Origin of the sequence: Ketobacter sp. (assembly GCF_003671495.1) — a bacterium.
GTDB lineage: Bacteria > Pseudomonadota > Gammaproteobacteria > Pseudomonadales > Ketobacteraceae > Ketobacter.
In genome coordinates this window covers 111,224-134,282 of the sequence record NZ_RCHN01000015.1, presented here as the reverse complement: position 1 = coordinate 134,282, position 23,059 = coordinate 111,224, and the positions used below count along the sequence as shown (strand labels likewise).

19 protein-coding genes are annotated in these 23,059 nt (G+C 56.7%); 8 read left to right on the top strand and 11 right to left on the bottom strand.

The window, feature by feature from the left end; translation table 11 throughout:
* Nucleotides 1-6 precede the first annotated feature (6 nt).
* Complete coding sequence (locus tag D9N14_RS07040) at nucleotides 7-699, bottom strand: NUDIX hydrolase (protein ID WP_290578420.1); 693 nt, start codon at nucleotides 697-699, stop codon at nucleotides 7-9.
* Nucleotides 700-875: 176 nt separating this feature from the next.
* Here D9N14_RS07040 and D9N14_RS07035 point away from each other — a divergent pair, with 176 nt between their 5' ends.
* The gene (locus tag D9N14_RS07035; protein ID WP_290578418.1) at nucleotides 876-2,360 is read left to right on the top strand and encodes an ATP-binding protein; all 1,485 of its coding nucleotides are present in this window, start codon (nucleotides 876-878) and stop codon (nucleotides 2,358-2,360) included.
* 119 nt (nucleotides 2,361-2,479) lie between these two features.
* On the top strand, nucleotides 2,480-3,463 hold the full coding sequence (locus D9N14_RS07030) for a GGDEF domain-containing protein (RefSeq protein WP_290578416.1): 984 nt from the start codon (nucleotides 2,480-2,482) through the stop codon (nucleotides 3,461-3,463).
* A gap of 59 nt (nucleotides 3,464-3,522) precedes the next feature.
* Here D9N14_RS07030 and D9N14_RS07025 read toward each other — a convergent pair whose 3' ends face one another.
* Together D9N14_RS07025 and D9N14_RS07020 are read right to left on the bottom strand one after the other, a co-directional pair.
* Complete coding sequence (locus tag D9N14_RS07025; RefSeq protein WP_290578414.1) at nucleotides 3,523-4,314, bottom strand: SDR family NAD(P)-dependent oxidoreductase; 792 nt, start codon at nucleotides 4,312-4,314, stop codon at nucleotides 3,523-3,525.
* 114 nt (nucleotides 4,315-4,428) lie between these two features.
* Nucleotides 4,429-5,202 (bottom strand): crotonase/enoyl-CoA hydratase family protein, encoded by a 774-nt coding sequence (locus tag D9N14_RS07020; protein ID WP_290578412.1) that lies wholly within the window; start codon nucleotides 5,200-5,202, stop codon nucleotides 4,429-4,431.
* Nucleotides 5,203-5,396: 194 nt separating this feature from the next.
* On the opposite strand from D9N14_RS07020, the gene D9N14_RS07015 reads away from it, so the two are divergent.
* The 5 genes from D9N14_RS07015 (at nucleotide 5,397) to D9N14_RS06995 (ending at nucleotide 11,492) form a co-directional block, all read left to right on the top strand.
* Entirely contained in the window at nucleotides 5,397-5,738 is a 342-nt protein-coding gene (locus D9N14_RS07015) for a hypothetical protein (protein ID WP_290578410.1), read from the top strand.
* Nucleotides 5,739-5,954: 216 nt separating this feature from the next.
* Nucleotides 5,955-7,469 carry a 4-hydroxyphenylacetate 3-hydroxylase family protein gene (locus D9N14_RS07010; protein ID WP_290578407.1) on the top strand — a complete coding sequence of 505 codons (1,515 nt, stop codon included), beginning with the start codon at nucleotides 5,955-5,957 and terminating at the stop codon, nucleotides 7,467-7,469.
* A gap of 130 nt (nucleotides 7,470-7,599) precedes the next feature.
* Entirely contained in the window at nucleotides 7,600-8,694 is a 1,095-nt protein-coding gene (locus D9N14_RS07005; protein WP_290578405.1) for an OmpA family protein, read from the top strand.
* 61 nt (nucleotides 8,695-8,755) lie between these two features.
* The gene (locus tag D9N14_RS07000; protein WP_290578403.1) at nucleotides 8,756-9,502 is read left to right on the top strand and encodes a YdiY family protein; all 747 of its coding nucleotides are present in this window, start codon (nucleotides 8,756-8,758) and stop codon (nucleotides 9,500-9,502) included.
* A 271-nt stretch (nucleotides 9,503-9,773) separates the two neighbouring features.
* Nucleotides 9,774-11,492, top strand: coding sequence for a 7TM diverse intracellular signaling domain-containing protein (locus D9N14_RS06995; protein WP_290578401.1), 1,719 nt, complete (start codon nucleotides 9,774-9,776; stop codon nucleotides 11,490-11,492).
* 27 nt (nucleotides 11,493-11,519) lie between these two features.
* Here D9N14_RS06995 and D9N14_RS06990 read toward each other — a convergent pair whose 3' ends face one another.
* The 7 genes from D9N14_RS06990 to D9N14_RS06960 form a co-directional block, all read right to left on the bottom strand.
* Nucleotides 11,520-12,080 (bottom strand): HNH endonuclease, encoded by a 561-nt coding sequence (locus tag D9N14_RS06990; protein WP_290578399.1) that lies wholly within the window; start codon nucleotides 12,078-12,080, stop codon nucleotides 11,520-11,522.
* A gap of 186 nt (nucleotides 12,081-12,266) precedes the next feature.
* Nucleotides 12,267-13,013 (bottom strand): SIR2 family NAD-dependent protein deacylase, encoded by a 747-nt coding sequence (locus D9N14_RS06985; RefSeq protein ID WP_290578397.1) that lies wholly within the window; start codon nucleotides 13,011-13,013, stop codon nucleotides 12,267-12,269.
* Nucleotides 13,014-13,030: 17 nt separating this feature from the next.
* The gene (locus D9N14_RS06980; RefSeq protein WP_290578395.1) at nucleotides 13,031-14,326 is read right to left on the bottom strand and encodes a response regulator; all 1,296 of its coding nucleotides are present in this window, start codon (nucleotides 14,324-14,326) and stop codon (nucleotides 13,031-13,033) included.
* A gap of 56 nt (nucleotides 14,327-14,382) precedes the next feature.
* On the bottom strand, nucleotides 14,383-15,225 hold the full coding sequence (murI, locus tag D9N14_RS06975; protein WP_290578392.1) for a glutamate racemase: 843 nt from the start codon (nucleotides 15,223-15,225) through the stop codon (nucleotides 14,383-14,385).
* Nucleotides 15,226-15,232: 7 nt separating this feature from the next.
* Complete coding sequence (locus D9N14_RS06970; protein WP_290578391.1) at nucleotides 15,233-17,524, bottom strand: ATP-dependent DNA helicase; 2,292 nt, start codon at nucleotides 17,522-17,524, stop codon at nucleotides 15,233-15,235.
* The gene (locus D9N14_RS06965) at nucleotides 17,521-19,209 is read right to left on the bottom strand and encodes a VRR-NUC domain-containing protein (RefSeq protein WP_290578389.1); all 1,689 of its coding nucleotides are present in this window, start codon (nucleotides 19,207-19,209) and stop codon (nucleotides 17,521-17,523) included. The genes D9N14_RS06970 and D9N14_RS06965 overlap by 4 nt, the downstream gene beginning before the upstream one ends.
* A gap of 110 nt (nucleotides 19,210-19,319) precedes the next feature.
* Nucleotides 19,320-20,180 (bottom strand): MaoC family dehydratase, encoded by an 861-nt coding sequence (locus D9N14_RS06960; protein WP_290578387.1) that lies wholly within the window; start codon nucleotides 20,178-20,180, stop codon nucleotides 19,320-19,322.
* 241 nt (nucleotides 20,181-20,421) lie between these two features.
* On the opposite strand from D9N14_RS06960, the gene D9N14_RS06955 reads away from it, so the two are divergent.
* On the top strand, nucleotides 20,422-21,420 hold the full coding sequence (locus tag D9N14_RS06955; RefSeq protein WP_290578385.1) for an AraC family transcriptional regulator: 999 nt from the start codon (nucleotides 20,422-20,424) through the stop codon (nucleotides 21,418-21,420).
* A gap of 84 nt (nucleotides 21,421-21,504) precedes the next feature.
* Here D9N14_RS06955 and D9N14_RS06950 read toward each other — a convergent pair whose 3' ends face one another.
* Nucleotides 21,505-22,929: a 3-oxoacyl-ACP reductase gene (locus D9N14_RS06950; protein ID WP_290578383.1), complete on the bottom strand. Its 1,425-nt coding sequence runs from the start codon at nucleotides 22,927-22,929 to the stop codon at nucleotides 21,505-21,507.
* Nucleotides 22,930-23,059: the final 130 nt, after the last annotated feature.

Genomic DNA, 23,059 nt, shown 5'->3' with positions numbered 1-23,059 from the left:
ACCATGTTAACCTGTTTTGTTGTGGGCTGCCTGCCCTTCCTGTTGCAGCAGCTCCTGCACGTTGTTGTAGCGTGACAGGTGGCGCAGGGTCATGATGGTGGGCAGCACCAGATCCCAGTCGCCCTTCTCATAGCGGGTCAGCGCCTGCGTTGCGGTGAACCATCCGGTGTTGACCGCTTCGTGGTCATCCTGGCGCGGCGGCTGGCCTTCCGGCCACGGGCACAGGAAGAAGCGGGTGTCATAGCGCCTGGGGGTGCCCGGTGGGGTGATCCAGCGACTCAGGTACCGCAGTTTGCCGGTTTGCAGCTGCAATCCGTTGCGGGAGCAGAAATCGAGAAATCCAGAGGGCTCCTGCTGCAGGAACTGTTGCGCCCTGGCGGCCAGTTGCGGGGTGGCGCCTTCCGCCAGCAGGATGCCGGCCTCTTCCACCAGCTCCCGAATCGCCGCAATCCAATAGGCGTGACCGTGCGCTTCCAGTTCCAGCAACCGATTGGCGGCGTCCGGGGGCAGGTCACAGTATTCCAGCCAGGCGGATGCCTCATCATGGGGGTCCAGTTTGCCCCCTGGGAAAACCCAGGCGCCGCCCACAAAAATCGCTTCCGGATTGCGTTGCTGCATGAGGATCTGTGGACCCTGGTCCGAGTCCCTCAGCAGGACGATGGTGGCGGCGGGTTGAATGGGAACAGCTTGGTGTTTCAAGGGTTTGGTCTCGCTTCCTCTGTTTGGCATGCTTGGCATGGGCGCGCCGGCTCGCGCGGGGCCGTACACTTTAGCAGAGAAATGCCATCAAGTATCGTGCCGCTGGTCCCGCTGATTTGCCGGATCTGCGATCCGTTATTATGCTTAGGAAGTGAAGTACAAGAGTTTTTGTCCCTATGTCAATTTGGTCCCGGCTGGTCAGTGCCCATATCCGCAAACTGAAGGAAACCTGCAGCGATGAAGTCATCGATTTCATGCTGATGGAGAGCGGGTTGCAGCGTGACAGCGCCGGCCTGGTCAAAGTGGATTCCCTGGGCGACCTGAGTCGCTACCTGGACACGCTGGAAAACTACCTGGGTGTGCTGTACCGGGATCGCGCCGAGGAGATCTTCAACAATATTCTGGAATCCGGGTGGCAGGAGCAGTCCGTCAACGCTGAGCTGGACCAGGATCTTGCCCTCAAGCTGGAAGAACAGGCACGACTCACCAAAAAGTTGGAAAACCTGAACCGGCACCTGCAGCAGGCAAAAGATTCGGCGGAAATCGCCTCCCGGGCCAAATCGGTTTTCCTGGCCAACATGAGCCACGAAATCCGCACGCCCATGAACGGTGTGATCGCCAGTGTTCAGTTGTTGCAGGATACCCCCCTTAATCCTGAGCAGCATGAGTTGGTGACCCTCATCAACCGTTCCTCCAATTCCCTGCTCAGCATCATCAACGACATCCTGGATTTGTCGAAGATAGAGGCCGGCCACCTGGAGCTGCAGAAAGAGCCGTTTAACTTCCACCAGATGATCCACGATGTGTGCGACCTGAACCGGGCGTTTGGTATGGACAAGTCCGTTGCGATACATGCAGCGCTGGAGCCGGATACACCCAAGTACCTCATGGGCGATGCCATGCGCATTCGGCAGGTGCTGATGAACCTGGTTACCAATGCCATCAAGTTCACCCGCGAAGGCCGTGTGGATATCGAAGTCGGTTACGACCATATCGAAGGTAATCGTTTCAACATTATTATCGAAGTTCACGATACCGGAATCGGCATTCCCAAAGATCGTATCGACAAGATTTTTGAATCCTTCGAGCAGGCGGATGTGAGTATTGGCCGCAATTACGGCGGAACCGGGTTGGGGTTGACCATCTGTAAAAACCTGATTGATTTGATGGATGGCTACCTGGAGGTAGAAAGTGAGAAGGACAAGGGTGCCTCCTTCATTATTACGTTGCCGCTGCGGGAGACTGATCCCATCAAGGAAGAATCCGAACAGGAACTGTTGAATAAAAACTACCAGAAAAAAGTCCTGGTGGCGGAAGACAACGTCGTCAATCAGCGGGTGGCGCAGAAGATGTTCAGCAAAATCGGGCTGGACGTGGACATTGTGTTTGATGGCGAAGCGGCGGTGGCTGCCGCCAATGCCCAACACTATGACCTGATCGTGATGGACATCGAAATGCCCGGTCTTAACGGTTTGGAGGCGTCACGGTCGATCCTGCAGGGGAGTGGGCCGAACTGCGCCACGCCCATCATCGCCATGACCGCCAGTGTGCTGGATGAAGACCGTCAGCGCATTCTGGATGCCGGCATGCAGGGGGTGGTGGGAAAACCGGTTAGGCTGCAACAATTGACTCAGGAACTGGATCGGTTGTTTATAAATTGATCTGGTTATCAAACAGAATGCTCACTTCCGCGTAAAATTGACCATAAGAGCGGAATTTAGGTTGCGCGAACGGTAATTGGGGACAACTATTTTAGTGTTCCAGATTGAATGTGGTCGTTATGGCATTAACGTCAAATACAGTACAGACGGGCGAAATGGTTTCTGATGCCCAGTTCAGATTATTCAGAATCTTCGATGAGGTGGACCTCAAGCGTATCCGGCCATTGTTGAATCAATGTCGCAAAGAACTGCTTACCACCGGCGAAGTGCTGCTGCGCCCTGAGTATCGCAATGACAATATGTATCTGTTGTTGTCTGGCCGGGTCGCAGTGACGCTGGAAAGTCTGGATGCAACGCCCCTGGTGGAGCTGGGGAGTGGTGAGTGCATTGGGGAGATGTCGGTATTCGATGGCCGCAATCCCTCCGCCTATGTGCAGGCCACTGAACCCTGTGAAGTGGTGGTGATCGAGAAAGACACCCTTTGGCAGTTGATCGATTCCTCCCATAGCTTATGTCGAAACCTGCTGTACTTTCTTTCCAACCGATTGCGTACCGGCAACGATATTGTGGCGGTGTCCAAATCGCGGGAGAAAGAACAGGAACAGGCGGCCAATGTGGATGCGCTCACCGGAGTGCATAATCGGCGTTGGTTGCAGGGCATGCTGGACAATCTGAAAGGCCATGAGTTGGCAGAGCGAATGCCGTTGGCGGTGTTGATGCTGGACGTGGACCACTTTAAAAAGTTCAACGACACCTATGGCCACAAATCCGGTGATCTGGTGTTGCAGATGGTGGCCCGTATCATGCGCAAAAGCCTGCGGCCCAGCGATATGCTGGCCCGTTATGGCGGCGAGGAATTCATGGTCCTGTTGCCGTGCACGCCGATCGCCCAGGCCAAAGCGGTGGCTGAGCGTTTGCGCAAGGCTGTGGCCAACTGCCGGGTTTCAGCAGAGCAGGGCGTGGAATTGCCCGCTGTCACCATTTCGGTGGGCGTGTCACCCCTGACGGAAAACCAGTCGTTGGAACAGGTAATCGAAGCCGCGGATGAGGCGCTCTACCTGGCCAAGCACAACGGCCGCAACCGCATTGAAGTCCGTACCTGAGCCGGTCAGACCCCGTCATCCAGTCAACGCCTGCCTTTGGTTTAATGCCCGTCTCTGACTCAGTGCTGGCCTCTGGGCCGCATCAGATGTTTCAACACAAACAACATCACCCGAATTGGAACCACCCGCGGGGCCACGCTGATTAACCAGTTGATGGTGCCCGGCACCACCAGTGTCTTGCGTTTGTTCATGGCAGCCAGTGACGCCCGCGCCACCTGACCGGAGCTCATCATTGGCATCAGCTTGAGGAAAAACGATCCCGAGGTGCCGGCCTGCTGGTGGAATTCCGATGCCGCCGGTCCCGGGCAGCTGACGGTGACGCTCACCCCGGTGCCCTTAAGTTCCGCGTTAAGGGCCTCACTGAAGGAAACCACAAACGCTTTACTGGCGTTATAGGTGGCCATGTACGGGCCCGGCGTAAAACCCGAAATAGACGCGATGTTGAGAATTTTACCCAACCCCCGCTTCACCATATCTGTGGCAAACAGCTTGCTGAGATAGGTGAGCGCCATCACGTTCACCTGAATCATTTCCAGTTCCTTTTGGGTGTCGTTGGCGGTGAATGGTCCCCAGTGGCCGAGGCCCGCGTTGTTCACCAGAATGTCCACCGGAATGTTTTCCTGTTCCAAAGTGATATAGAGCCGGTCGATGTCTTCCAGGTCCGTGAGGTCCACCGGAATCACATGGGCAGTGATATCAAACTCTTTTTCCAGGTAGCGTGCCAATTGCTTCAGGCGGTCTTCCCGCCGCGCCACCAATACCAGATCGTGTCCCTGCTCAGCCAGCAGTTTACTGATCTCGTAGCCAATCCCACTGGAAGCGCCGGTCACCAGAGCCGTGGTTAATGCCATATCTCATTCCCAAGCAAGTCGTTGATCTGGCTATGGTATCCGCTTCAATGGCAATATCCAATGACCAGCCGCAGTCTGAGCCGTTCCGGGGTGGGTGGGGGGAGGCCAGCTGGATCAGGATTCCCCGTCAAATTCACCGTGGCGCCCCTTGCCCTCCCGGAAGCGGGTGGCACCGGCCACGGTTTCTCCGCTGGCGATGGTCTGCAGGCCCAGTTCGAACTCGTTGCGCAGGGCAGCGGGCAGATCCAGATCCCATTGCTGGTAGGCGCTCAGGCGATCATGGCGCATACACAATTGGGGAAAGCGGCTGATCTCGTGTGCCAGCTGCTCAGCGGTGGCGCGGGCGGCTCCGGGGGCGCAGATGCGGTTGACCAGCCCCATCGCCAACGCCTCCTGCGCGCTCACGGCTCGACCGGTGAGAATCAGGTCCAGTGCGCGGCTCATGCCAATCAGGCGGGGCAGGCGTACGGTGCCGCCGTCAATCAATGGCACCCCAAAACGGCGACAGAACACCCCCAGGGTGGCATTGTCGGCGGCCACCCGCATATCACACCACAACGCCAGCTCCAGGCCACCGGCCACCGCATGGCCTTCGATGGCGGCGATCACCGGTTTTGACAGCAGCATGCGGCTTGGGCCCATGGGGCCATCGCCGTCGGGTTCCAGGCGGTTACTGCCACTGCCGGACGAGACCGCTTTCAAATCCGCTCCGGCACAAAAAGTGTGTTCCCCCACCAACACAGCGACACTGGCGTCCGCATCGTTTTCAAACGCGCGGAAGGCGTCCGCCAGTGCCTGGGCAGTGGTGCGATCCACGGCGTTGCGTACCTGGGTGCGATCCAGAACGATGGTGGTGATGGCATCCTGCTTTTCTATTCTGATCGTCATGAACGTTGTCTCGTTATAACGTGAGCCGTAAGGGGAAAGTGCATTAATTGTGGGCAGGCTCACGAATTGCCCGGCAGTTCTGCACAAACTCATGGCATTTTAAAATTCTTTAACAATTAATGGCAAAATTACCTGAAAGGTCTTTGTTTTTCGGGCTAAACTGAAATTGTCGAAGTAAGGTTCGGGAGACAATCATGCAAATTCAGGAATTGGTCGCGCACTGGGAAAAAGCCAACAAAGGTGAGCGCACTCGTCAGCAGTTTTCCATCAACCTTCCACTGAAAGAAGCCGCTCAGGTGCTTGCACTCAAGGAGATGTATCCGGATTGTTCCGAGGAACAAATTCTCACGGATCTGTTGTGTTTTGCATTGGGTGAGTTGAGCCAATCTTTCCCCTATGAAGCGGGTAAAGAAGTCACCCAGGATGAGTATGGCGATCCCATATACGAGGATGCCGGGTTGACGCCCAAGTTCATTCGGCTGGCGCAGAAGTATCGCACGACCCTCGAAGCGGAAACGGTTGGAGAGCCTAACTAGGCTAGCCTCCATCCCCCCGGAAAGCGGTGTGCCGGACGGGCTCCGGTGAACCGCTTTCAATCCCACCTACCCTGTTCAGCAAATGGGGCGACATCCCTCCGCTCCGGTGTTAATATCGCTGACCACGCAGTCATTGATTGGCCCATAAGTCCGGCAGTGACTCTACAATAATTTCGGTATTTGTATACGTTAGTTCTTTGAGAGAGGGATGTAGCCATGAATGATATGGTGCAGCAAAAATTACGGTCACAGTACTCGGCGGATGATGTGTGGCAGCAGTTCACTCCCATCGTGACCGGGGACGATTACGTAGCCAGTCTGCGGGGTCGTAATCTGAAGGTGTATCTGTTCGGGGAAGAGATCGCCGAGCCCGTAGACCACCCCATGATCTGGCCCTCGATCAACGCACTGAAAGCCACCTACGACCTGGCCACGGCGGAACCTGAGCTGGCCAGTGCCAAAAGCCACCTCAGTGGTGAGCAGATCAACCGCTTTCTGCACATTCCCCACAGCGCTCAAGACCTGGTGTTGAAGAACCGGATGCAGCGCAAGATGGGCCAGATCACCGGCACCTGTTTCCAGCGTTGTGCCGGCCTGGATTCCATCAGTGTCATGCACTCCATCACCTATGATATAGATGAAGCCCACGGTACCCAATATCACCAGCGCTTCCTGAAGTTCCTGGAACGCCTGCAAAAACATAATCAGATCATCGCTGCCGGCATGACCGACCCCAAAGGGGATCGCAGTAAAGCGCCTCATGAACAGGCAGATCAGGATCTGTTCATGCGCGTCACCGGGCGCAATGAAAACGGCGTTTTCGTCAGCGGTGCCAAGGCCCATATGACGGGCGGCCTCAATTCCCACTGGATCATGGTGCTGCCCACCATGCGCCTGAGTGACCAGGATCGGGATTTCGCCATCATCGGTGCCATTCCCCTGCAGGCGGAGGGAATCACCTACATTTATGGTCGCCAGTCCTGCGACACCCGGGCCATGGAGCTGGGGGATGTGGACAAGGGCAATGCCCAGTACGCCGGCCAGGAAGTCTTGGCAGTGTTTGATAACGTGTTCATTCCCTGGGATCACATTTTCATGGATGGTGAATACGAATTCGCAGCGCCCATGGTGGAACGCTTCACGTCCTACCATCGCGCCAGCTACGTGTGCAAAACCGGCCTGGGTGATGTCATGGTGGGGGCCGCGGCCACCATCGCAGAATACAACGGCCTGGAGAAGGTCTCCCACATTCGTGACAAACTGGTGGAAATGACTCACCTGAATGAGACCATCTATTCCTCCAGTATTGCGTCAGCCCATGAGTCAAAACCGTTGCCCTCCGGTGCCTGGATCAACGACTCCATGCTGGCCAACGTCTGCAAGCACAATGTCACGCGCTTCCCTTATGAAATTTCGCGTCTGGCGCAGGATCTGGCCGGAGGTTTGATGGTGACCCTGCCTTCCCAACAGGATTTCGAATCCAAGGACACCGGGGCACTGTTGGACAAGTACTTCAAAGGCCGTGAAGACATCCCCACCGCCGACCGGGTGAAGATTCTGCGCCTGATTGAAAACATGACGCTGGGCCGCAATGCCGTGGGATATCTCACCGAATCATTGCATGGTGCCGGCTCGCCCCAGGCCCAGAGAATCCAGATCCTGCGGGGTATGGATGTGGAGAAAAAGAAATGGCATGCGAAAAAACTGGCGGGTATTAAGCAGGTTGATTAACTTTTAGTTAAATAACGTTCACCCTGAAGGGCTGCGGTGTGAATCGCGGCCTTTTTTGTTTGTACACACTGGAGAATTGAAAAAAACCCCGATAGTATGCGCTTCATCAATAGGATAAAGGGGAAAGATCATGAAGCGAATCATACTGCCTGTGTCACTCTGCCTGCTGGCTGGCCACGCGCTGGCGGAAAACAAGGAAGGGCAAATCGTAATCAACCCAGCGGTTTCGTACATCAAATTCGATAACGACCGCCTGCCTGACGAAGCGGATGGTTTTGGTCTGGGCCTGGAATACCGTTTTGGCCCCAACTGGGCGGCGGAAGTGGCGGCATTCCGCAACGACGCAGATCAAGGTGTTGACCTGACTCAGTACAAACTGGACGGACTGTATTACTTCAGCAAAGACGGTACCGTACAGCCGTATCTGGGCGCCGGAATTGGCCACGCCGATTTTGAAAGAGGTGATGCGGACGAAGGCGAAACCCAAGTGAATCTGGGCGGTGGTCTGCGTTTCAATTTCTCTGAAGCCTGGTCTGCGCGCTGGGACCTGCGTGGCATTTACGGGGTTGATGATAACGACACCGATCTGATGACGACCCTGGGCATCAGCTACGCCTTCGGTGGTGAAAGCAAACCGGAGCCCAAGAAAGAAGTCGTTGTAGCCGCACCGGTTGATTCCGACGGTGATGGCGTGACTGATGACAAAGATCAGTGCCCCGGTACAGCAGCGGGCGTCAAGGTGGATGCAACCGGTTGCCCGCTGGATTCCGATGGCGATGGCGTGACCGATGACAAAGATCAGTGCCCTAACACCGAAGCCGGTGCCACCGTGGACGAAAAAGGCTGTGTCGGCAAGGTACAAACCGTAACCGTGGAAAGCATTGAGCTGAAAATCAACTTCCCCACCAACTCTGATGTGATTCAGAGCCAGTACGATCCTGAGCTGAAGAAAGTGGCGGACTTCCTCAACAAGCACACTGACCTGGAAGTGGAAATCGAAGGTCATACCGATAGCCAGGGCGCCGCAGCTTACAACAAAACACTGTCCCAGAAGCGGGCGGACTCTGTGAAGCGTGCTCTGGTCAAGCGCTTCGGTGTAGCGGAAGAGCGTATCACTGCAGTGGGTTATGGTGAGGAAAACCCAATCGCGACCAACGATACAGCGGATGGCCGCAAGCAAAACCGTCGAGTAGTGGCGGTGATGCAGAAGGAAGTGATGCAGTAAAGCAGTCTGGTTTCATGCCGGCGCCCCGCGCCGGCATTTGCATTTTAGGGGATACACAAATATGAAAGCAAAAATCACTCTTTTGGCGTTGGCCATTGCACCTTTCACCGCGGTGGTTGCGGAGGAAGCAGAAGAAGACAAGCTGTGGAAAGGCGAAGCCAGCCTGAGTTACATCGACAGCTCCGGCAACACCGAAAGCACCAATCTGGATTTTCGGAGCACCGCAACCCGGAATGGGGAAGTCTGGCGCAACATTTACAAGCTGGAAGCCAGTAACGAAACCGCTGAGCAGGTTGATGACAACGGCGACAAGGAAGAGGTGCGTACCGCAGAAAAATACTTTGGTTCTGCCAAGGCCGAGTACAAGTTCGGTGACAGCTCCTATCTGTTCGGTTTGCTTGAGTACACCGATGACCGCTTCAGCGGATACGATTACGAGGCTTCCGCCACCTTCGGTTATGGTCGCGACATCCTGATGAGCAAGAAACACGAACTCAGCGCCGACGCCGGTATTGGTTATCGTGAATCCAAGGAAACCGAAACCGGAGATGTAGTTGAAGAGGCGGTATTGCGTCTGGGAGCGCTTTATCTGTGGCGCATCAGTGAAAACGCCACGTTCGATGAAGACTTCAGCACGGAAATCGGTGAAGAGAAAACGGTCACCAAGTCCTACACCCGCGTCAAGGTCAAGATCAATGGCAGCCTGCACGGCTTTGTTGCCTATGAAATCAAGCACACAGATGAAGTGCCTGAAGGCGTGAAAAACTCGGATCGCAAGTTCATGGTGGGTGTGAACTACACCTTCTGATCAGCCTGCGTTCCTGCAAAAGGCCACCGACCGGTAGACGGGGTGGCCTTTTTTTGTGACCCCAACTTGTCGACTGGTTCATGCCGGGGGTGAGACTCAGTGCCCCTAAATTAATTTGGTTGTCATGAAATCCTGTTAATTCTTTGTAATTGTTGTAGAAAGTGAATATCGGGTATATAACTTAATACTCTACTTTGAAAAATATTTGACCTATGACCAACAGAGAGCGGGTAGCACCACCCTCAATTCGGACAGGGCAGGGAACAGCATCATGCGTTGGCTAATGGCGCTGCTATCGTTTTCCATTGTCTTTCCGGTGGTGGTTGCCAGCCATCAGGGCAGCACCGACGCCTCGTTTTCCGTTGATATTCGCCATGCCGAGGACTCTGACCAGTTAGCCACGATTCAGGACGCTATGGCCTATGACTGGGGTAACGCCGAACCCTCCAAGGTTAACTACGGCTCCTCACCTTTTGGTCACTGGTTCTTTTTTGAGATCCCATTGGTCCAGATGGCCGAGGGTGAGAATGTCATCATTGAGATCCACTATCCCACCGTAGATTACCTGGCGTTCTATGTCGTGGATGAGGACGGCCAGGTGCAACAGGAGCACATTACCGGCACCGATTTTCCGTTTGATACCCGGCCCATCTGGGATGACGACTACAGTTTTCTGGTCAATCCCGCCCTGCAGGGTCGCCGTGTTTTCATCCATGCCAAGACCTCCAATTCGCTGCAGATGCCTGTGCGGCTGTATGACGAGTCCACCTTCTATGAAAAGGAAGAGTGGAACCTGATCCTGTGGGGTGCGTATTACGGCACCATGTTGGTGATGGCGCTGTATAGCCTTATGAACGGGTTTATTATTCGGGATCGCATGTATTTCTTTTATTCGGTGTATGTGTTGTCCACAGCGTTGTTTGTCAGCTCCCTTAATGGTCACGGTTTTGCCTACCTGTGGCCTGAGGTGCCGGCCTTCAACGATGCGTCGATCACGTTGTTCTTCTGTTTTTACAGTGGCTTCGGCACCGCCTTTGCCATGACGTTGTTGAATGCCCGCCGCTTCAACCCCAAGCTGTACCGCCTGGGACAGGTGGTGATTGCCGGCGGCATGGCGCTGGGGGTGGCGTCCATCGTGACGCTGGAGGACTACGCACATCTGGCCACCTATCTGGCGTTGGCCTTTGCCCTGTTGATGATGGCACTGGGCGTCAAATCCGTATTGGACGGTTATTTCCTCGGTTGGTATTTCATGGTGGGCTGGTCTGCGTTGTTACTGTCCATCGGTATTTTTGCGTTGAATATCCTGGGATACCTGCCATCCAATATCCTGATCTATCACAGCAAGGAAATCGGCTCGGTGTTTGAGATCATTGTGTTCTCCCTTGCCATGTCGGCTATCTACCGGCAGGAGAAAGCAGAGCTGAGCCGCATCAACATCACCCTGGATATGATGAAACAGCGCCTGCAAAAGCGTATTAATATTGTGAACAACAAGAGCGGGTTTCTGGAAATTCCGCCTCTGGAAAAGCACTTGAAAGACATCCGTGACCTGGATCGGCGAATTCATTCCGAGTTGGGGCGGGTACTGGTGGTGTCGGTGATGGTCATTGATAAAACCACGCGCCGACCGGATTACATTGCCCTTGGCGATTGCCTGCGCAGCCTGTTCAAGAGCCGGATCACGGTGTTTCCCTTCAAGACCTCCACTGAAGGTCTGCCCGGTGAAGTCACCGTGCTGTTATTCCCCCTGCACAATAAGTTTGAAGCGGAAGACGTGATTGAGCGGGTAGAGCATTGGAACATTGCGTTGGGTGAGCAGTACGACTTGCATTTTGGTTATGCGATCTCTCACCTGACTGAAAAATACGACGTGGATTATATCGAAGAGTCTTTCCACTACCTGGAAGAGGCGGTGCACAAAAAGTCCATGTCCTACTCCATCGACGACACCCTGACCTTCCTGCACCGCCAAGGCTCACCGGCTTGATACTCTGACGCTTTAGCGCGGGTGGCGCTAATGGAAGCGCATGTGCTTGGAAAACCCGGAACGCAGGAAATCCATCTGGTCCGCCAGGATGCTGCGGTTTGCCAACGCCAGGTATTCCATCTTGTTGGGTTTGAACGGTACTGCCATCAGGGGCATGTTGGCCTCTTCCGGAGTCTTGTCGCTTTTGCGCTGGTTGCAACGGCGGCAGGCGGCCACCAGGTTGGTCCAGCTTTCACCGCCGCCGCGGGAACGGGGAATAATGTGATCCCGGGTCAGTTTGTCCTGGGCGAACTGCTCGCCACAGTACATGCAGGTATTGCGATCGCGACGAAACAGCAACCGATTGCAGACCGCAGGCACATGGTGATCGTTATAGTGAATGTCGCCGTTGGTGGCGATGATGGTGGGGATATTCAGGATCGAACGCAGTCCGTGGCGGTTGTAGCCACCGCGGATGGTGATAGTAGTGTCGCCCAATGACCACAGTACCAGACCTTTCACCAGTAATGTGGCGGCTTGCTCCCGATCAAGCCATTGCAGGGGGACACCGGCTTTGTTGAGTCGCAGGACCCGGGTGTTCATCTGCATAGTACACAACCTGTTCTTATCAACGCATACTTTTGGAATGCTTACCCTGGTGAACGCTTGCTGCTTGTGGCCACTGCGCGCTCACCAAACTCTCCAGTTTTATTCATTCTGAGTCAGAATACTCAGATTTTCCAGACAGTTACTGAGTTTAATCAGTATTTGTGACAATTTAGACGCTTTACCAAATTAACTCAATAGCGCCGGCAGCCATTCGCCACAAGGCCCGATCAACTCCATATCCGCCAAGGCGCTGGCGCCACTGGCTTGGGTATTGATGACCAGCACTTTGCCGCCCTGGGCTTTGGTCAACTGAATCAGCCCCGCGGCAGGATACACACTGGCACTGGTGCCGATGACCAACAGGCAGTCCGCCGCCAGGCAATGTTGTTCAGACTGCTGCCAGGCCCATTGCGGGAGGGATTCCCCAAACCAGACCACCGCAGGGCGTAGGGGAGCATCGCACATGGGGCAGCTACGCAGGTCGGGAGGATTGGCGAGGTCGACTTTTTGCTGGAAGCCGCAACGTTGGTGGCAGCGGTCGTGGGTGATGTGGCCATGCAGATGAAATACCGCTTCCGGTTTGCACCCGGCCCGCTCCAACAGGTCGTCCACGTTCTGGGTGACCTGGACGATGTCGGATCGTGCTGCCAAAGCCTGGTGGGCGGCATTGGGTGCGGCGTCTGCGATGATACGGCGACGCCAGTTATACCAGTCGATCACCAGCTTGGGGTCCGCTGCAAAGCCTTCCGGGGAGGCCAATTGGGTCGGGTCGTACCGGCTCCAGAGGGCGTTTTCATCGCTGTCACGAAAGGTGGAAATGCCGGATTCGGCGCTCAAACCCGCACCCGAGAAGCAGACTATTTTGTCACAGGTTTGCAGTAATTCCCGGGCATGTTGCAGGGCGGTTTCACGGTCGGAGATGGCTTGACTCATGGCTCCCTGGGCTGGGTTCAGTATGGGTTGATGGAGATTTCAATCCGCTGGTTGCGCGCGGCCGTTTTGTTCCAGCGTTCTGCGCTGGCATCCGGATCCTGGCTGGCATAGCGGGCCACTGGCCGGCGATCCCCGGCAGTGGACAGGTTCAGCTCGATGTCGTCACCGTATTCAGACTGGAAGGCGGCCAGGAAGCGCTCGAACCCTGGAGTCTGCTCGGTACCGGTGGATTCCGCCAATGCCGGGGTAAACTGCAGGATCTCGCAGGTGCTGAGGGTGGCATCGGCTTCCGGTAATTGGGTTTCTCCGTTGGGGGCGGTCACCAGGCAAAAGCGGCCCAGGTGACTGCGGATGGCGATCTCACCCACAAACCCGACACTGCTGAGATTCTGCGCCAATTGGGACAGGGTCATGGCCAGGCGGTCGTTGAAGGGTTTTTCATCCCAGGCGAATTGGCCGTCCTCATTCAAGGCCCACTCAATGCTTTCGTAGAACTGGCGGTTGTGGTTGTCGTTGATTTTAACCTGGGCATCCAGCTGGGTATTCAGCTCTGCGCGCATGGCCTCATTCTGCTGGGTCTGCAGGCGCACGGTGTCTTCCAGGCTACGGTTGTCCGATTGCAGTACGGTGAGTTCCTGCATCAGTCGGTTGTTGCTTAACAACAGCCAGCCGATCAGGACCACGCACAGGGCCAGGCCCAGATACTGAAAGCGGAATCCGCGGTTGCGGCTGGCTTCACTTTGCTGTGACATGCCCTGCAGCTGGCTGGTGAGTTGTTCAATCCGTTGTTCCAGTGCGTCCAGCTCGGGGTGTTCTTCCGGCTTCTTGGGGGCAGGGCGGGGCGCGGGCACCGGTTCGGGCTTGGGCTCGTTATCCACGATGACCACATCATTGGCAGCCTGACCCACCTGCGGGGCAGCGCGGCTCGCGCCTACCTGATTGGGCAGCAGATTCTGACGTTCCAGCACCTGGGCCAGCATCAGGGGTTTGAGGGTCTTGGGCAATACATCCACCGCGCCCAGGGCCCGGGCCTGGCTTTCGTAGACTTCACCTTCTTTTGAGGTGTACATGATGATGGGAATCGCTGCGGTGAGCGGGTCGTTCTTGATGGCGCGCAGGCACTGGAAACCGTCCATGCCGGGCATGGTGTGATCCATGAAAATCATGCTGGGCTTTTTGCCACAGAGATAGCCGAGGGCTTCTTCTCCGGACTCGACGGAGTCCACGTCAATGCCCTGTTCAGTCAGCATTTTGCTGAGAACGTGGCGGGCCATGCGTGAATCGTCGACTACCAGAGCCAGCTTGTTGGACATGAACGACTGCTCGAATCTTTGTTATCGTTGTAGGTACAAACTTATATCAAAGGCACTTAGGTTGCACCAGATTTTTGTGCGTTTTGTGTTGCTGTCAGGCGAAAAAAGCCGATTTTATCGAAGCCAAAATGCTGGATGCCAGCTTCCAGTTGGTGGGTCTGTTCTGTTTCCTCGGTGAATAAAAACAGGTTGCCCGGCAGTGGAATGTGATCCTGATTGCGGGGCTTCAGATCTACCAGCAGTTGTTGGGCGCGACGGGCAATGGCCTGGCCGCTGTCGAGAATCCGGATGGGGGTGGGGAGCGCGTGGCGAATTTCGTCGGCCAGAAACGGAAAGTGGGTGCAGCCGAGGATCACCACATCAATATCGGTATCTATCTGGCGCAGCGGTTCCAGAACCTTGTTGATGATGTCCTGGTTGACCGGGCGCTCCCGGATTTTCTGTTCCGCTTCGTGCACCAGCTCATGGGAGCCGATGCGTTTGAAAGTGCAGCCTTGGCCGAAATCCTCAATCAGGCGGTCGATGTATTGGCGCCTGACCGTGCCGGGTGTGGCCAGCAACAGAATGTGGCGGGACTGGCTCAGAGCGGCAGCCGGTTTGATGGCGGGAACCACCCCGATCACCGGCGTTTGGGTTTGTGCCCGCAGCGGCTCCAGCACAATGGTGCTGGCGGTGTTACAGGCGATCACGATGATGTCCGGCCGGTATTGGCGCTCCAGCTCCGGCAGCAGGGTGAGTAAGCGTTGCACCAATGCGTTTTCTTCCATGGTGCCATAGGGGTAACCGCCGTTATCCGCCACATAACAGGTGTGACTGTTGGGAATCAGCCGTTGGATTTCCTGCCAGATGGAGAGTCCACCCACACCGGAATCAATGATCAGAAAGTTTGGATTTTGCATGGGGCGATTATACGTCAGTTCCAAAAAAAGCGCTCAATACAGAAGGCAGTTCAGCGCTGTTTTTCAAGAGCCGGGGGCGCCAGTGCGGTGGCAGCAACGCCCGATAAGCGGCCTGGCTGAAGCGATCGTCCATCAACAGCAGCACGCCTGTGTCCTGTTCGCTGCGGATGAGGCGGCCGGCGGTCTGAATGACGCGGTTGATGGCCGGGTAGCGGTAGGCGAAGTCAAAGCCGCGACCGTCGCTGTGTTCAAAGTGTTGCTTGATGTGTTCCCGTTCCGGCGACGGCGGCGGCAGGCAGGTGCTGACAATGATGACTCCGTCCAACTTGTTGTCCTGCAGGTCGATGCCCTCGGCAAACACGCCCCCGGCAATCACCCCAGCCAGGTAGCGGGGTGACAGCAGGTGTTGCAGAAACTCTGCCCGGGCGACGGGCTCGTTGCTGTTGGGTTGGCAGATCAGCGGCAGCTGTGGTTGCCCGGACAGTTGTTGCATGAGCGCGGCAAGATACTCATAGGAGGGCACTGCCATCAGGTAGCGGCCGGGCCGGGTCTGCCACAGCTGGCCAATGTAGCCGGCGATCTCAGCCATGGACTGGTTGCGCTGCTGGAAGCGGGTATTGACCGGGGCCACCAGGGTGCATTGATGCTCGGGGGGAAAGGGGTTGGCCAGTGCCAGTTGTGACATGCCGGGCAGTTGCTGGATACAGCGCTGGAAGTAATCCATGGGCAACAGGCTGCCGGAGAAAAAATGGCAGGAATGGAAACTGTCGGTGAGAGGCTGCAGATTCGGGGCTGGATCGGTGCAGAAGATCTGAATCCGGTGCGGCTGGTCACTGTAGAGGAGGACGTCCTCATCGGCGATGGATTGGGCGCGTTGGGCGAAGCGCCACAATGCCATCAGATGCTCGAACAGTTCCTCGGGAAACAGCAGCCAGTTCTGTTGCGAGAACCAGTCATTGAGGGGTTCCACCGTGGCCTGCAATAGCTGGGTGAATGCCGGGGGCAGGGCCCGGGGGGCGGCGTTCTTGTGGGTTGCCTCGTAGTGGCGACGCAGGGCCCGTATGCGTTTCTGCAATGCCGGTTCGGTGACCTGTTGCTGCAGGTGAATGAGGGATTTCCGATGCAGCTCGGCACTGAACATGGCCCGGGCCCGGTCCGGCAGGTTGTGGGCTTCATCCACCAGCAAACCGATGTGCTTGCTGTCGGCCAGGGCGTCGTGGAGCCGGGCCTGGGGATCGAATACATAGTTGTAGTCTGCCACCACCAGATCCACCCAGGGCAGCAGGTCCCGCGCCAGCTGATGGGGGCAAAGCCGGTGTTCTGCCGCCAGCGCTTGCAAGTCGCTTTCCTGCCAGGAAGGCGAGGCCTGGAACTGCTCCCGAGCCACCGGCAGGCGGTCATAGTAGCCGGTCTGTGGGCTGCAGTTGAGCTGAGTGCGATCACAGCCAGCGCAGACTTTATCTTTGGCCTGCAGGAACAGCACTCTCAGATCAGGCCGCTGCGGGAACTGAGCCAGGGCCTGCTGCACGCTGCGGTGGCCGCTGTTTTTGGCGGTCAGGTACCACAGCTGTTTAACGTGGCCTTCCCCCAGTTGTTTGAGGGCGGGGAACAGGGTGGCCATGGTTTTGCCCAGACCGGTGGGGGCATGGTACAGCCCCCGTTGCTGATCCCGCATATCACGATAGAGGGCCACGGACAGAGCACGCTGCCCCGCCCGGTACTGCTGAAACGGAAATTCCAGTGCGGCCAGGCTGGCGTCTCGCCGCTCCAGATAGCAGCAGTATTGATCCAACCAGCGGCTGTACTCCACCACGCAACCTTGTAGAAAATCGAGCAATTCCGCACCGGTGTGTCGACTTTCCCGTTGGTATTCGCTGTCGTCATCCAGTTTCAGGTAGGTGATTCGTACCAGGATGACGTCCAGGTCGTGCTGTTGGCATAACAAGGCACTGTAGAGTTTGGCCTGGGCCAGATGGAGGCGATGTTGGGCAGCGGGCAGATCCTGTGCGGAGCAGTAGGTGGTTTTGATTTCTTCCACCAGGGGCCCCCCGTCCAGCATCAGGCCGTCGATGCGGCCGGCCAGGGTCCAGTGGCAGAACTGCCCGCTGAAATGGGCTTTGACGGCCACCTCCCGTTGATACGCTTCCGGCCGTTGGGATTGCAGGCGCTGGTGACCTTCCTGCCCCTGCTGCAGGGTGGGGCTGCGGTCATTACCCAGCACCACGTCGCCCTGGCGGCAGCAGAAATGGGCCAGTTCCGTGACCGAAATGCGGAACGCGCGGGATTGATCCAGGCTCATGTGGGTTCCCAGTGCACCCAGCATACTGACGCCGGAATGCCGGCTTCGACAAAGGCGTTGAGCCAGCGGATCTGATTGGCTTGCAGTTTATCGCCGGGGCCCTTGATCTCGATGAGTTCATAGGAAGGATGGGTCTGGTGGTCCACTGCGAAGCGGATCAGGTCAGGAAAACCGTTACGGTACAGCCCCGGGTGCTGCAGCATGCGCCGGAACACTGCGTGCAGATGGTGTGGCGGAATCCGTTGCAGAGCCCGTTCCAACAGCTCGGGGGAGAGTGCTTCCCAGAATACGAAGGGGTTGGCGATGCCGGCTTTGGCGGCAAAATGCTGGCGCATGGTGTCCTGCCATTGCTGGGTTGTGAGTTGTTGCAACCGTGCCTCTATCTGCGGTTGGCGGCGTGGATAAAAATCCTCACTGTGAAGATCCAGCGGCCCCCGTTGAAAGGGATTGATAAACGCACCGGGCACGGCCGCAAAAACAATATCCCAGAACAGTAAGCCAAACAGTCCGTTGAACAGGGTGTTTTCCACATAGCAACATTGGTGGTGCTGGTCCGAAAGCGCGGCAGCGGCGAGCCATTCCACCGCTTCGCCTGGCGTCTCGGACGTGAGTGTGTCTGCGGGCCTGGTCAGGTTAAGGTGGGTTTCGGGCCAGGTAGGGGTGGGGCGCGGTGGTGATGGTTGCCCCAGGGCTTTGTGTAACTGGGGTAGAAACCGGTCCACAAACTCCAGTGCTTCCGGGTGCTGACTGTGCTGTCGAATCTGCTGGCACAACGCGAGGGATGCTTCCAGCTGCCCCAGTTTTTTCAGGATGCGGGCCTGTCGTTCCAGGCTGGGGTGGCGATCGCACAGGCGGAACAGCCCCAGGGCCGGTTGCCACTGCTGCAAGCGTTCCAGTTGTCGCGCGATGGGGATCAGGGTGCTTTGGTAACGACGCTGCAGGTGAGGGTGTTGGTCCGGAGCGGGTAGACCCTGGGCCAGAGCCAGCAACCGGTCGGCATCCTGCAAACAGGTTTTGTCCTCCAGTTGTTGCCGGGTTTGGGCATACAGAATCTGGTGTTCTATCTGCTCCCGGGTCTGAAAATAGCGGGTGTCCCGGCACAGGGAATAGGATTCATAGCGCACGTGGCCCAGCTCGCTGATCACAAACTCCGTCAGGTCCTGGTGGCTGTTGCCGAAGAAGCACACCAGAAAAGTGGTGAAGGCCTCTTGATAGCGGGCTTCTACATAGGGGAACCGGGTCTGGATGTGGCGGCGAAGGTCCTCTTCGGGTTGCTGCTCCAGAATCCGTTGCACCAGTTCCGGTTTCTTCAGCTTGCTGTGGCCCGTGGGGGAAAAGCTGCAGATCAACTCGGGCCGGGTCAGCAGGTGTAAAAGCTCCGGTACCGCGGCGGGGGGATTGCGGCGGCACAGGCCGGCTTGCTCCAGTTCCAACAGGGTGGCCTCCAGATCCGGCACATCCCCGTAATTCAGTTTGTCCTGGCGCAGCAGGGTGCCCTGGCGGGTGAGCAGGCGGTAGAACAGGCTCTTGGCGCTGTGATTCAGGGTATCAAACTGCTGCACCAGGGCATGTTCGTCCGCCGTGAGCAGATCGGCGTACTGTGCCATAACCCCGTGCAACAGGGTGGTGAGGTTCTCGACGTGATAGCCGATTGGCAGTTCAGGTGGCTTTTCCGGGGCGCTCATGCAACAGGGTGACCGGTACTGCCGGTTCAATGGCTAAGGACGAACCTATGGTAGCGCCGGTGTCGCAGACTGAAAAGGCCCGAACCGGTTGCGGCTCGGGCCACAGGCGATTACAGGGCCTGAATCGATCCGGCCAGGTGGGGCTTTTCGCCGTTCTGGTCTTTGACCCGGAATTCGATGGTGTCGCCGGTGTTGGCGTATTGGAACTGCACCTTGGCGGGCAGGAATACCGGCAGTTTGAAGGCCACCGATACCTTGAACGGGCCTTTTGGCAGTTGGTCATCCAGGGCGCCCAGGGCGTGGGCCTTACTCCACATGCCGTGGGCAATATGACGTTTGAAGCCGAACAATTTGGCGGTCATGGCGTAAAGGTGGATCAGGTTGGAATCGCCGGACACCTTGGCGTAGCGGCGACCGATGTTGTCGGGGGCGCTCCAGTAATCCATGTTGTCCGCCGAGAAGTGGTCTTCCTTCTTCTCTTTGCTGTCTGGCACATTGGTTTTGGTGCGGAACAGGTTGGTACTGACGCTTTCCCACACCAGTTTCCCTTCCACGCTGACCCGGGTAATGATGCTGAATTCCAGGCCTTTGGCGACGGTATCCGGCCCTGTCAGCTCACATTCGATGTCCATGGCTTCCTGATTGCCGATGGCGCGGTACTGGGTGATCTCGTTGCGTACATGCACCAAACCCAGTAAGGGGAAGGGGAACAGCGGATTCACCAGGATTTCCATGTGCAGGGGGAACGCCAGGATATGAGGGTAGGTCACCGGCAGGCTGCCGGATACCGGGAAACCGCAGACTTTGCGGTATTCCGCCAGTTTGCCCAGATCGGCGGTGACATTGCGCAGGTGGGCCTTGATGGTGGGGAGGGCGTCACCCTGCAGTTTGCCGGGCTTCTTGGAGGTCACAGCCCGGTAGTAAAGGCTCATGGTTGAGGGCGATTTTTCAAGTTCTATGGTTGCCATCATCAGATAGTCCTGTTTTGCAAAGCCAGCGGAGTCAATGGGGGATTGTAGTCGTCTGATTGTACAGGGTAATTGCCCTGGCAGGCACTGTGTGGGGGCGTTCCTGCCAATTGGCCGTAGCGACGCTATTGTGTTTGGGGGCCGTGCTGACTATTATTACTGACACTTTTCCGGTTTTATTCGGATTTTCATACAGTTAATTTCTCTGTTTTCTCCCAATCAGACGGCATATAGAAGGTAATCCATGGGCGATTTCACCGATTCTGGAGTGCTGGTTCGGCTCGCCTACCAAGCCATGCAGGATCTTGGCATTGACGCGGCAGTGGTATTGCAACGCATTGGTTTGCGCCATGAGCAGCTGGACGAGAAGGACCTGCGCACCCCCCATTCCGCCCAAAACCTGTTCTGGACTGTCATCGAAGAAGTCAGCAATGACCCGGATATCGGCCTGCACCTGGGGGAAAAAATCCCGGTATTCAAAGGCCAGGTGCTGGAATATCTGTTCCTGAGCAGCGAGACCTTTGGCGAAGGCCTGAAGCGGGCATTGAATTACCAGCGGCTGTTGAGCGACGCGGTGAATGCCACCCTGGATGAGGATGAGATCGGCCTGTACGTGGGGAACATCAGTTTCACCGGTGGCTTTCGGCATCTTACCGAGTGCGTGGTGATTGCCGTGCTGAAGTTTTTCAATTACGTCACCGAGGGAGCCTTTCAGCCGCTGGAAATCCACTTCGAGCATGCCATGGGCACCAATCCGGCGGAGTATGAACGGGTATTCCCGTGCCCGGTGAAATTCGAGCAAGCCGGTAACCGGATTTATTTTACCGCGGCAAGCATGAATATCCCCTCCAGCCACGCTGAACCGGAGTTGCTCAAGCTGCACGAGCAACTGGCCAACGAGCATGTGGCGAAGCTGGAGAAACAGGATTTCATCGCCAAGGTGAACCGCCTGATCGGCGAGCTGTTGGAATCGGGCAATGCCAATCTGGAAACGGTGGCGGAGCGCCTGCACATCAAACCCCGCAGCCTGCGCACCAAACTGGCGGAGGTGGACACCAATTTCAATCAGCTGTTGGCGGATTACCGCTGCAATCTGGCCAAGAAGCTGCTGGCCCGCACCGATGAATCCATTGATGAGATTGTTTATCTGACGGGGTTTTCCGAACCCAGCACTTTTTACCGGGCGTTCAAACGTTGGGTGGGGCAGACCCCGGTGGAATATCGCAAAGCCAAACAGCGTTAAGAAAAGTAGCTTATAAAAAAAGCCGGCATCACAAGAGCCGGCTTTTTTGTGCCTGTTTTGTTGTCGCCCACAGGCGGAACCCGATCAGGCTCCCAACAGGTTCTGGCCACATACCCGCACGGTGTTGCCGTTGATGCCGTTGGAGGCCGGGCTGGCGAAGAAGGCGATGGTTTCCGCCACGTCCACCGGTTGACCGCCTTGTTTCAGGGAGTTCAGGCGACGGCCTGCTTCCCGGGTGGCGAACGGAATGGCAGCGGTCATCTGGGTTTCGATGAAGCCGGGGGCCACCGCGTTGATGGTGATGTCTTTCTTGGCCAGGATGGGGGCATAAGCATCCACCATGCCGATGACACCGGCTTTGGACACCGCGTAGTTGGACTGGCCGAAGTTACCGGCAATGCCGCTCATGGAGGACACACAAACGATGCGGCCGCCTTCCTTCAACACTTCTTTTTCCAGCAGCGCCTCGTTGATGCGTTCTTCAGAAGACAGGTTGATGTCGATCACCATGTCCCAGAATTTATCGGGCATGCCGCCCAGGGTTTTGTCTCGGGTCACACCGGCATTGTGCACCACCACATCCACGCCGCCGTATTCGGCTTTCAGGGTGTCGGCAATGGTTTCCGGCGCCTTGGGATCGGTGATGTCGATGGCGATCATGCCGCCGTTCAGGCGATCCGCTACTTTCTGCAGATCTTCTTTGGCCTGGGGTACGTCCAGACACACCACTTTGGCGCCGTCGCGGGCCATCACGCCGGCGATGGCTTCACCGATACCCCGTGACGCACCGGTCACCAGTACCACTTTATCTTTCAGCGGTTGGCTCCAGTTGAATCCTGCGTCGACGGCTTTGGCTTTGCTGACGCGCACAACCTGGGCATCCACAAACGCGGATTTGGGTGACAGGAAGAATCGCAGCGCGGATTCAGCGGCTTTTTCTGCTTGTTTGGCGACGTACACCAGGTTGCAGGTGGCACCTTTCTTGCCGATTTCCTTGCCGACGGAGCGTACAAATCCTTCCAGGGCCCGTTGGGCGATTTGCTGGCGGGGATTGGCTTTGCAGGATTCCGGCGGCAGTCCGATCACCACGACGCGTGCGCAGTCGTTGAGTTTGCGAATTACCGGGTGGAAAAAGTTGTACAGTTCACGGGTCTGCTCGCTGTTTTCGATGCCGGTGGCGTCAAACACCAGGGCTTTGAATCTGGCGGCTTCGGCAGAGGCGTCCACCGCGGTCAGGGTCAGTTCGGCTTTTTCACCGGCGGCTTTGATTTCTTCCAGGGCCGCGCTGTTGTTGGGGGTCTGGATGGTGGCGTTGCTGGCTTTCAGGGTGCTGGCAATGGCTTCCACCATGCGGCCGCCGGGAGCGGCGCCCACCAGAACGTTGCCGGTTACGAAAGAGGTTTGAGCCTGTGAATGCCGTTCCAATTGGGTGGGAACAGGGAGGCTCAGAGAAGAGAGCAGAGAACGTCCAACGTTGCTGTTGAGCATGGATTCGTAAACATCGGCCATCAGTCAGATCCTGTGTGTTTGTGCGTTGTGTGGTATAGTTTTGGCCCGTTGTGTTGCGCGATTGAGTGCATTTCAATGCGCGCCGCACACGGTGCGGTAGTCGGCACGTATATTAAAGGAGTTGCATTGA

Excerpts from the sequence above, each read along its gene's own strand:
- D9N14_RS07035 (WP_290578418.1), top strand. The coding sequence starts at position 876 with ATGTCAATTTGGTCCCGGCTGGTCAGTGCCCATATCCGCAAACTGAAG.
- D9N14_RS07030 (WP_290578416.1), top strand. The coding sequence starts at position 2,480 with ATGGCATTAACGTCAAATACAGTACAGACGGGCGAAATGGTTTCTGAT.
- D9N14_RS07025 (WP_290578414.1), bottom strand. The coding sequence starts at position 4,314 with ATGGCATTAACCACGGCTCTGGTGACCGGCGCTTCCAGTGGGATTGGC.
- D9N14_RS07020 (WP_290578412.1), bottom strand. The coding sequence starts at position 5,202 with ATGACGATCAGAATAGAAAAGCAGGATGCCATCACCACCATCGTTCTG.
- D9N14_RS07015 (WP_290578410.1), top strand. The coding sequence starts at position 5,397 with ATGCAAATTCAGGAATTGGTCGCGCACTGGGAAAAAGCCAACAAAGGT.
- D9N14_RS07010 (WP_290578407.1), top strand. The coding sequence starts at position 5,955 with ATGAATGATATGGTGCAGCAAAAATTACGGTCACAGTACTCGGCGGAT.
- D9N14_RS07005 (WP_290578405.1), top strand. The coding sequence starts at position 7,600 with ATGAAGCGAATCATACTGCCTGTGTCACTCTGCCTGCTGGCTGGCCAC.
- D9N14_RS07000 (WP_290578403.1), top strand. The coding sequence starts at position 8,756 with ATGAAAGCAAAAATCACTCTTTTGGCGTTGGCCATTGCACCTTTCACC.
- D9N14_RS06995 (WP_290578401.1), top strand. The coding sequence starts at position 9,774 with ATGCGTTGGCTAATGGCGCTGCTATCGTTTTCCATTGTCTTTCCGGTG.
- D9N14_RS06990 (WP_290578399.1), bottom strand. The coding sequence starts at position 12,080 with ATGCAGATGAACACCCGGGTCCTGCGACTCAACAAAGCCGGTGTCCCC.
- D9N14_RS06985 (WP_290578397.1), bottom strand. The coding sequence starts at position 13,013 with ATGAGTCAAGCCATCTCCGACCGTGAAACCGCCCTGCAACATGCCCGG.
- D9N14_RS06980 (WP_290578395.1), bottom strand. The coding sequence starts at position 14,326 with ATGTCCAACAAGCTGGCTCTGGTAGTCGACGATTCACGCATGGCCCGC.
- murI (WP_290578392.1), bottom strand. The coding sequence starts at position 15,225 with ATGCAAAATCCAAACTTTCTGATCATTGATTCCGGTGTGGGTGGACTC.
- D9N14_RS06970 (WP_290578391.1), bottom strand. The coding sequence starts at position 17,524 with ATGAGCCTGGATCAATCCCGCGCGTTCCGCATTTCGGTCACGGAACTG.
- D9N14_RS06965 (WP_290578389.1), bottom strand. The coding sequence starts at position 19,209 with ATGAGCGCCCCGGAAAAGCCACCTGAACTGCCAATCGGCTATCACGTC.
- D9N14_RS06960 (WP_290578387.1), bottom strand. The coding sequence starts at position 20,180 with ATGATGGCAACCATAGAACTTGAAAAATCGCCCTCAACCATGAGCCTT.
- D9N14_RS06955 (WP_290578385.1), top strand. The coding sequence starts at position 20,422 with ATGGGCGATTTCACCGATTCTGGAGTGCTGGTTCGGCTCGCCTACCAA.
- D9N14_RS06950 (WP_290578383.1), bottom strand. The coding sequence starts at position 22,929 with ATGGCCGATGTTTACGAATCCATGCTCAACAGCAACGTTGGACGTTCT.